The organism is Zhongshania borealis, from assembly GCF_039539625.1.
GTDB lineage: Bacteria > Pseudomonadota > Gammaproteobacteria > Pseudomonadales > Spongiibacteraceae > Spongiibacter > Spongiibacter borealis.
The window spans coordinates 39,186-47,569 of the sequence record NZ_BAABDM010000015.1; the positions used below are offsets into that span (position 1 = coordinate 39,186).

Genomic DNA, 8,384 nt, shown 5'->3' on the forward strand with positions numbered 1-8,384 from the left:
GCAGCTGAGGATAATTCTGCAAATTTATCCATATTATCACTGCTATTCTTTTTGTGAATGCACGCACTAAATCGAGCCACTTTAGCAATACACCACGCCAGCCATTTAATTTGCACTTATCTTGTTATGTAGCTATATAGCTCTTCAAATACTATCAAGCAAACCTCATTCGCAAGAAAAATACTCGTCATAATAACTATAAATTAGAAAAATTTAACCGCCGCGCGTAGACTAGCCAGCGTTAAACAACCTAAACGCGACAAAATAGGGACCACATATGTCAACTCTACAAGCAGACATCCAGGCAGTTGCCTCACTCAAAGAAACCGGCGGCAGCAGCTGGGACGCCATCAACCCAGAATCTGCAGCACGCATGCGTGCACAGAACAAATTCAAAACCGGTCTAGACATTGCCAAATACACTGCCGACATCATGCGCGCAGACATGGCAGCGTTCGACAAAGACAAGACTAAATACACTCAGTCTCTGGGTTGCTGGCATGGTTTCATTGGTCAGCAGAAGATGATTTCTATCAAGAAACACTTCAACGGCAAAACTGACCGTCGCTACTTGTACCTGTCTGGCTGGATGGTTGCCGCGCTGCGCTCTTCCTTCGGTCCCCTGCCTGACCAATCAATGCATGAAAAAACCGTTGTTGCCGATTTGGTTCGCGAACTGTACACCTTCCTGCGTCAAGCAGATGCACGTGAGCTTGGCGGCCTATTCCGCGCTCTAGATGCTGCTCGCGAAGCTGGCGACACGGCTGAAGAAGCTAAGATCCAAGATCAAATCGACAACCATGTTACTCACGTAGTACCCATTGTTGCCGATATCGACGCTGGCTTCGGTAACGCTGAGGCGACTTACCTGATGGCCAAGCAAATGATCGAAGCCGGCGCGTGCTGCTTGCAGATCGAAAACCAGGTTGCTGACGAGAAGCAGTGCGGCCACCAAGACGGCAAAGTAACCGTACCTCACGCCGACTTCCACAATAAGCTGCGCGCATTGCGTTACGCTTTCTTGGAGCTGGGTGTCGACAACGGCGTTATCGTTGCACGTACTGACTCTGAAGGCGCTGGCCTGACCAAAGAAATTGCGGTTGTTAAAGAGCCAGGTGATCAGGGCGACGTTTACAACTCTTTCTTAGACGTTGAAGAAATCGACGTAGCTGATATGGCTGAAGGCGATGTCTGCTTCAACCGTGACGGCAAACTGGTACGCCCTAAGCGTCTGCCTTCGGGTTTATACCAATTCCGTCAAGGTACTGGCCACGAGCGTTGCGTATTCGATTGTATCGAAGCCATCAATGCCGGCGCTGACTTGCTGTGGATTGAAACTGCCGTTCCGACTGTTCACGAAATCAAGGGCATGATGGATGACGTTCGGAAAGTTCACCCAGATGCGAAGCTGGTGTACAACAACTCACCTTCTTTCAACTGGACGCTGAACTTCCGTCAGCAGGCTTACGATGCAATGGTTGAAGCAGGTCAAGACGTTTCTGCTTACGATCGTACAGCACTAATGAGCGCTGATTACGACGACACTGCGCTAGCTGCTACTGCTGACGAACGCATCAAGACCTTCCAAGCAGATACTGCCCGTGAAGCGAACGTATTTCACCACCTGATCACTCTGCCGACTTACCACACTGCAGCGCTGTCTACTGACAACCTCGCAAAAGAGTACTTCGGTGAGCAGGGCATGCTGGGTTATGTTGCTGGCGTACAGCGTAAAGAAATTCGTCAGGGTATCGCCTGTGTTAAGCACCAAAACATGTCTGGTTCAGACATGGGTGACGACCACAAAGAATACTACGCTGGCGAGCTTGCACTGAAAGCAGGCGGCGCGAAAAACACTTCTAACCAGTTCAGCTAAGTTGAATTAAGGTGTAAGTGACGTGCCCTAACGATTGCATACGCATACGCAGGGCACAGTTCAGCGCAGTACAAAAAGGCGACCCTTGCAAAAGGTGTCGCCTTTTTTGTGAATAGAATATGATTGCTCCCTACTATTTCGGCAAAAGCAGAGAATGGCTTTTAACTCAGCATTCCCGCTACCTGCTATCTCAATCTGACTAAGTGACTTCGAATATGACTGATACACCTACTTTTCTTAAAGACGCTAAAAATGTATTAAGCGACCAAGGATTTGCTACGAGTAACGTCTGGTATCACGGCACTTCGTCGGCGCTGGTTGACTCAATCAAAGCGCAAGGCCTAAAGCGTTCCGGCGACAAAGCGCTCAAGAACGCCGCAAAGCAAACCATGGCAACAATCGGAAATAGCTACACCGAATCGATTGAACCGGTATTTTTAACCCAAAGCAAAGAGCTCGCCTTTTACTGGGCCACGCAAACAGTAAGAAACCGCAGCGTGCGCATTGAAGGCGACGAGCAAGCCGTCGTGTTTGGCATAACACTGCCAGAGGCGCTAAATGCTAAAGTAAAACCCGATGTCGGTGCGGCAAGCTTACTGCTACTAAAAGAGGGCGAAGACTTTATGGCCTACCTAGCCGCCATCTACCAGGAAAACGGTTTAGGAACACCCGAAATAGACCTAATGAAGGCAGATCGATTAGCGTACTTAAGCGTATTGGGAATGGCCTATCTGAATGCCGATATTGATGCATCATGCCTCGATATTATTACTGGCTAAACAAACAATTATGGACAAGCAGGACGGAAGACGGGAGACGCAAAAAAGGGCATAGTAGTATTTTACTCCCGCCACCTCTGACCTTAGGCAAAGCAAATTACAGGAGCCATTATGGACATTATATCCACCCCCGACCTCTGCGATGAACACGGCGATAAGGTTCGCGTAATCGACGGTAATTTTCGTCACTATGGCGGCAAGCAGCATTTTTGGGGCGAGATAGCGACCATAAAATGCTTCGAAGACAACTCAAGAGTTGCCGAAATGGTCAAAGAGCCCGGCAAGGATCGAGTACTCGTAGTCGACGGTGGCGCCTCGCCGCGGCGCTCTTTACTAGGCGACAACCTCGCCCGCGCAGCCGCCGAGAATGGTTGGCGTGGCATCGTAATTTACGGCTATCTTCGCGATGTTGAAGAACTTGCCACCATGCCAATTGGGATTATGGCGCTGGGCAGCGTCCCCCGTAAAACCGAAAAACTGGGCGACGGACGCTGCGACATAGCCCTAGAGTTTGGCGGCACCACCCTAAGCCCTGGCGAACACCTTTACGCCGACCTAACCGGTATTATCATTTCAAGTCAGGCGCTGACATAAGCGCCGTAATCTACTAGGCTGTCGCAAACAAAATAAAAGGATAAGACAATGAAACTAGGACTATTACTGGGCTACTCTGGGGCAAAACTATCCATTCCCATGGATACTGTTAAACAAGCCGAGACCCTCGGCTTTGATTCAGTATGGACCGCAGAAGCTTACGGTTCAGATGCCGTTACCCCTGCCGCATGGATACTTGCCCAAACCAGCAAAATTAAAGTCGGCACGGCTATTATGCAAATGCCGGCACGCAGCCCAGCCATGTGCGCGATGACCGCGATGAGCCTCGACCAGCTGTCGGGTGGCCGCTTTATCGTTGGCCTTGGCGCCTCTGGCCCACAAGTAGTAGAAGGCTGGCACGGCGTGCCCTACGGCAAGCCTGTAACTCGCACCCGCGAGTACATCAAAATCATGAAAGAAATTTTTGAGCGCAAAGGCCCAGTCGAATTTGACGGCAAAATGTACCAAATGCCTTATAAAGGCCCCGGCGCGACGGGTCTTGGCAAGCCGCTAAAATCCATACTTCACGGTGATCCCAGCATTCCTATCTATACCGCGTCTATCACACCGGCCGGCGTAAGCGCCTCAGCAGAAGTTGCCGATGGCGTATTTCCGGTTTGGATGAGCCCAGAGAAATACTCCGTGCTGCAGCCAAGTATTGATAAAGGCTTACAAATTAGCGGCCGAACGAAAGCCGATTTTGATGTAGCTCCCTTTGTGGGCGTCATAATGGATGACGACCTTGACGGCTGCCGTGTATTTGTTAAAGACTTCCTCGCGCTTTATATCGGCGGCATGGGTGCCAAGGGTAAAAACTTCTACACCGACTACGCAACTCGCATGGGTTATGGCGACGCCGCCGAAGAAGTACAGGACCTGTACTTGGCCGGCAAAAAAGACGAAGCCCGCGCAGCTATACCCAATGCGCTCGTCGACGAAGTCGCGCTGGTTGGCCCAGAAGCCCGTATTCGCGAACGCGCCAAAGACTGGAACGCCGCGTGTAGCCGAGGTGAAGTCAACACCATGCTACTGAACTGCCAGCAGCCCGACGCAATGGAAGTAATGGCGGATTGCTTCCTTTAAGAGGAAGCGCTTGATGGGAGACGCTAGCGCAATCGCTGCACTCACATAGATAGCTAGCCGCCTTAGGCAGTGATACGGTTTTAGCGTCTTCCGTCAAGCATACGGCCAATATCTGCCGAACCATAAACAGCCACACACTAAGGACGCCCCCATGACCGCCGTTACCCGTCGCCTTGCCATGGCCATTCTCAATGGCTTTGATGCATTCTTTGCAGAGTATAAAAACATTACCCTCGGCGCCCAAGCGCGCTTTGAGGGCGCTGATTGGCACGGCGCTCAAAAGGCCATGCGCGACCGCTTAGATTTATGGAAACAAAAACGCCGAATTGTTGCTGAGGCCGCCTATACCATTACCGGTGGCAGTGTCGAAGATCGCGACAACTGGGAAATCGCCAAACAAGAGTACGCCGAATTAATTCAAAATCACGACAACTTCGAAATTGCACAGTCGTTTTTCAATTCAATATATTGCTACATCTTTAACCACGAAAAAATCCGCGACCTGCACACCTTTGCACTGACGTCAGTTGAACACTGCGCCCCCGTTTCAAGCGAGTCCATACTACGGCGCTACCGCTTCGACGGTGACAATGCTGCAGATATTGCCAAATCGCTACTCATCGACTGCGAATTCAATATCCCCTGGGAAGACCTTGACCGCGACGTGGGCTTTATCATGAACGTGGTCAACCGCGAGCTTATCCCAAAAATACGAGACCGCAGCAAAGATATTTACGTCGAAACCTTAGAGTCCTTATTCTTCCGCAACAAAGCCGCTTACTTGGTTGGCCGTATTGTCAGTGGCGATTTCAGCATGCCTTTTGTACTGCCAATCCTGCACAGCGAGAACAACTCTATATTTGTCGACACCGTGCTCTCTGACCCAGATGATATTTCCATACTATTTAGCTTCAGTCGTAGCTACTTCATGGTCGACACCTCGGTACCCTCAGAGTACATCGCCTTTTTACATCGTTTAATGCCCCACAAAGAAATCTTTGAACTGTATATCGCTATCGGCATGCCGAAACACGGCAAAACCGAGTTCTATCGCTTTGCGGTAAACGAAACCACCAATAGTGATTCACCCTATATTATTGCGCCGGGAATCAAGGGCATGGTCATGCTGGTATTTACCCGGCCTGACTTTGGCTATGTATACAAAGTGATCAAAGATCGCTTCACGCCGCCAAAAGACATGAGCCAAGAACATGTCCGTAAATGTTATAGCCTAGTAAAACGTTGGGACCGTGGCGGGCGCATGGCAGACACACAAGAGTTTAATAACTTGGCCTTTGATCGTCGCCGCTTCTCCGACGAGCTCATCGCCGAGTTAGAAAAAGAGGCGCCGTCCAAGGTCAGCGTAAAGGGCAACGCGCTTCTCTTAAAGCACGTCTACGTTGAGCGCAAAATGACCCCTCTCAACCTCTACCTCAAAGACTGCAACGAACAACAGCTCGACAGCGTGATGGGCGAATACGGCAATGCCATAAAACAATTGGCCGCCGGCAATATCTTCCCCGGCGATATGCTGCTCAAAAACTTCGGGGTTACCCGTCACGGACGGGTGGTGTTCTATGACTACGACGAAATTTGCCCGCTGACCGATTGCAACTTCCGCAAGCTGCCGGAACCCAAGAACGACGAGCAAGCGATGTCCAGCCAACCCTGGTACGAGGTCAAACCAGAAGACGTCTTCCCCGAAGAGTTTCGCCTGTTCTTCTCTGGCAATCAGCGCGCTAAAAAAGTGTTTGATTCCCTACATAGCGACCTCTACGATCCAGCCTACTGGCAAGGCCTGCAAGAAATAATACGCAATGGCTACGTTGCCGACGTTTTCCCATACCGCAAGAAACAGCGTTTCCAACAGCGCGCCGTGCTCTGACAACCGCTAAACGCCCAGGGGAAGCCGCTGCGTCTCCTTTGGGCATTCGCTTACCTGCGCAACATGAATTCTCCATAGCATCGCCACTAGCGCGCCGCGTATAAGTGCATCTACCTACATCCATCTCACCGCATCGGTCATAAAATGGGGATTCTAACCATTGTACTTGTGCAGATCCTCAATCCTCACACTCCGCTTCTGCAAACCCAACACCCAGAGATGTGAAGCAGATGCCCGCGAGCGATATTTTACGTAGAAACAATGTGCAAATTATCGGAAGCGGTGAACAGACTCTGCTCATGGCCCACGGTTTCGGCTGCGATCAAAACATGTGGCGATTTCTAATACCAAGCCTTGAAACGCACTTTCGCATCGTTCTATTCGACTACGTCGGCTCCGGTCACTCGACAATCTCAGCCTACTCCTCCCGCCGTTACAGCCAACTTAGCGGTTACAGCCAAGACCTAATTGAAATCTGCGACGCACTGCAATTACGTAACATCACGTTCATTGGGCATTCGGTAAGTTGCATGATCGGGCTAATGGCGTCTATCGCGCGGCCTGAGCTATTCTCATCATTGACAATGGTTTGCCCGTCACCGTGCTTCCTCAATCAACCACCAGATTATATGGGTGGCTTTGATCGCCAAGATCTCGAAGAATTAATATCACTGATGGACAAAAACTATATCGGCTGGGCAAATTACCTCGCGCCCTTAGTTATAGGCACAGCAAACAAAGAAGCTTTTCTCGACGAACTCACCGGCAGCTTTTGCTCTACTGACCCTATTATTGCCAAGAACTTTGCCAAGGCCACTTTCTTTGAAGATCACCGGAACTTACTAATTCAAACACCACTGCCATGCTTAATTCTCCAAAGTAGTAACGACATACTCGCACCAGTACGGGTAGGCCAATACATGAATCAAAATATCTCCAATAGCGAATTACATATTATCGACGCCCACGGCCACTGCCTGCATATGACAAACCCCACAGACATTAGCGCTAAAATTAAGGATTTCGTGTCACTAGATCGAGAAACTCAGTTCAATGGAAAGTAAAATCTCCTCCCAGCCAGAAACCACAAAGGCTGATTTTGCCGATCATTTCCTTTGCGCACTCATGATTAGTGACAAACACCGAAAAATTATTTTTACCAATAGCTATTTCCAGAAAGAGCTCGGCTGGGATGACTCGCGCCTCCTCGGTAACGATATCAATATTCTCTTCACCGGAGCCTCGCAAATTTTTTGCGACTCATACCTCTTTCCGATAACCTCCGTTGAGGGCCGCTGCGAAGAAACACAAATCACCTTAATAAAAGGCAACGGTGAACGCCTACCTGCTGTGGTTTATATTCGAAGCGCACCAGATCAAGAAGATCTACTGTATTGGACAATTGTGCCATCGATTAATCGCGACAAACTCTACGAAGAGCTCATCACTAATCGGGAACGTTTAGAAGCCCAAGCGGAGACTCTCAACTCACTCGCCACTACCGATGAACTCACCGGCGTCAATAACCGCCGCGAACTTATGCGATTAAGTGAAAGTCTTGTAGAACAGGCAATACGAGGCTCACGCGAAGTTGCACTGCTCTTTATCGACATCGACTATTTTAAAGTAATAAACGATAGTCACGGACACCCTTACGGCGATCGCATACTAAAACAACTAGGCAAAATACTGAGTGAATCTGGTCGCAGCTCTGACATTGTCGGCCGCTATGGCGGTGAAGAATTTATTATCGTCATGCCTGACGCCAGCCGCGATGCCGCGCGAAGCTACGCCCATCGCATACACGAATTAGCCGGGTCGATTAACTTAGACCAGCAACATCTCACGGTCAGTATTGGTGTTAGCCAAACCCAGGCCAATAAGAAGACACCGCTAAACCTGTTAGTTAAGTGTGCCGATGAAGCCTTATATCGTGCAAAAGCAGCGGGAAGAAACTGCACAATATTTTTTGACGAGAAAAGAAATGACAGGCCAAGGCAAATCAATCACGTGTGACTTCTCCCCACCCTACGCTTCGCCAGGGTGAGGCTTCTCACTTCTTAGGCCGCTGCCGACACTGTGCCGGTCTTACGCAGGCCTCCATGAGCAGAAACGACGAGCCCCGTCGCTTTTAACTTCAGAATACCTTGCTGCTTAATGTTGATCG

7 protein-coding genes are annotated in these 8,384 nt (G+C 49.8%); all 7 read left to right on the forward strand.

Annotated features, from left to right (window positions below; all coding sequences use genetic code 11):
- Positions 1-277: 277 nt before the first annotated feature.
- A complete protein-coding gene (locus tag ABD836_RS19180; protein WP_344939191.1) occupies positions 278-1,876 on the forward strand; it encodes an isocitrate lyase in 1,599 nt (532 codons plus the stop codon).
- A gap of 215 nt (positions 1,877-2,091) precedes the next feature.
- Positions 2,092-2,655: a hypothetical protein gene (locus ABD836_RS19185; RefSeq protein WP_344939193.1), complete on the forward strand. Its 564-nt coding sequence runs from the start codon at positions 2,092-2,094 to the stop codon at positions 2,653-2,655.
- A 111-nt stretch (positions 2,656-2,766) separates the two neighbouring features.
- Positions 2,767-3,249 carry a ribonuclease E activity regulator RraA gene (gene rraA / locus ABD836_RS19190; protein WP_344939196.1) on the forward strand — a complete coding sequence of 161 codons (483 nt, stop codon included), beginning with the start codon at positions 2,767-2,769 and terminating at the stop codon, positions 3,247-3,249.
- 48 nt (positions 3,250-3,297) lie between these two features.
- The gene (locus tag ABD836_RS19195) at positions 3,298-4,332 is read left to right on the forward strand and encodes an LLM class F420-dependent oxidoreductase (protein WP_344939199.1); all 1,035 of its coding nucleotides are present in this window, start codon (positions 3,298-3,300) and stop codon (positions 4,330-4,332) included.
- Between the two features lie 151 nt (positions 4,333-4,483).
- A complete protein-coding gene (gene aceK, locus ABD836_RS19200; protein WP_344939201.1) occupies positions 4,484-6,217 on the forward strand; it encodes a bifunctional isocitrate dehydrogenase kinase/phosphatase in 1,734 nt (577 codons plus the stop codon).
- Positions 6,218-6,480: 263 nt separating this feature from the next.
- Positions 6,481-7,281 carry an alpha/beta fold hydrolase gene (locus ABD836_RS19205; protein WP_344939203.1) on the forward strand — a complete coding sequence of 267 codons (801 nt, stop codon included), beginning with the start codon at positions 6,481-6,483 and terminating at the stop codon, positions 7,279-7,281.
- Positions 7,271-8,233 carry a sensor domain-containing diguanylate cyclase gene (locus ABD836_RS19210; protein ID WP_344939206.1) on the forward strand — a complete coding sequence of 321 codons (963 nt, stop codon included), beginning with the start codon at positions 7,271-7,273 and terminating at the stop codon, positions 8,231-8,233. Before ABD836_RS19205 ends, ABD836_RS19210 begins: the two co-directional genes overlap by 11 nt.
- The last annotated feature ends 151 nt before the right edge of the window (positions 8,234-8,384 follow it).

Bases quoted from the DNA above. Each gene is read 5' to 3' on its own strand.
- ABD836_RS19180 (WP_344939191.1), top strand. From the start codon at position 278: ATGTCAACTCTACAAGCAGACATCCAGGCAGTTGCCTCACTCAAAGAA.
- ABD836_RS19185 (WP_344939193.1), top strand. From the start codon at position 2,092: ATGACTGATACACCTACTTTTCTTAAAGACGCTAAAAATGTATTAAGC.
- rraA (WP_344939196.1), top strand. From the start codon at position 2,767: ATGGACATTATATCCACCCCCGACCTCTGCGATGAACACGGCGATAAG.
- ABD836_RS19195 (WP_344939199.1), top strand. From the start codon at position 3,298: ATGAAACTAGGACTATTACTGGGCTACTCTGGGGCAAAACTATCCATT.
- aceK (WP_344939201.1), top strand. From the start codon at position 4,484: ATGACCGCCGTTACCCGTCGCCTTGCCATGGCCATTCTCAATGGCTTT.
- ABD836_RS19210 (WP_344939206.1), top strand. From the start codon at position 7,271: ATGGAAAGTAAAATCTCCTCCCAGCCAGAAACCACAAAGGCTGATTTT.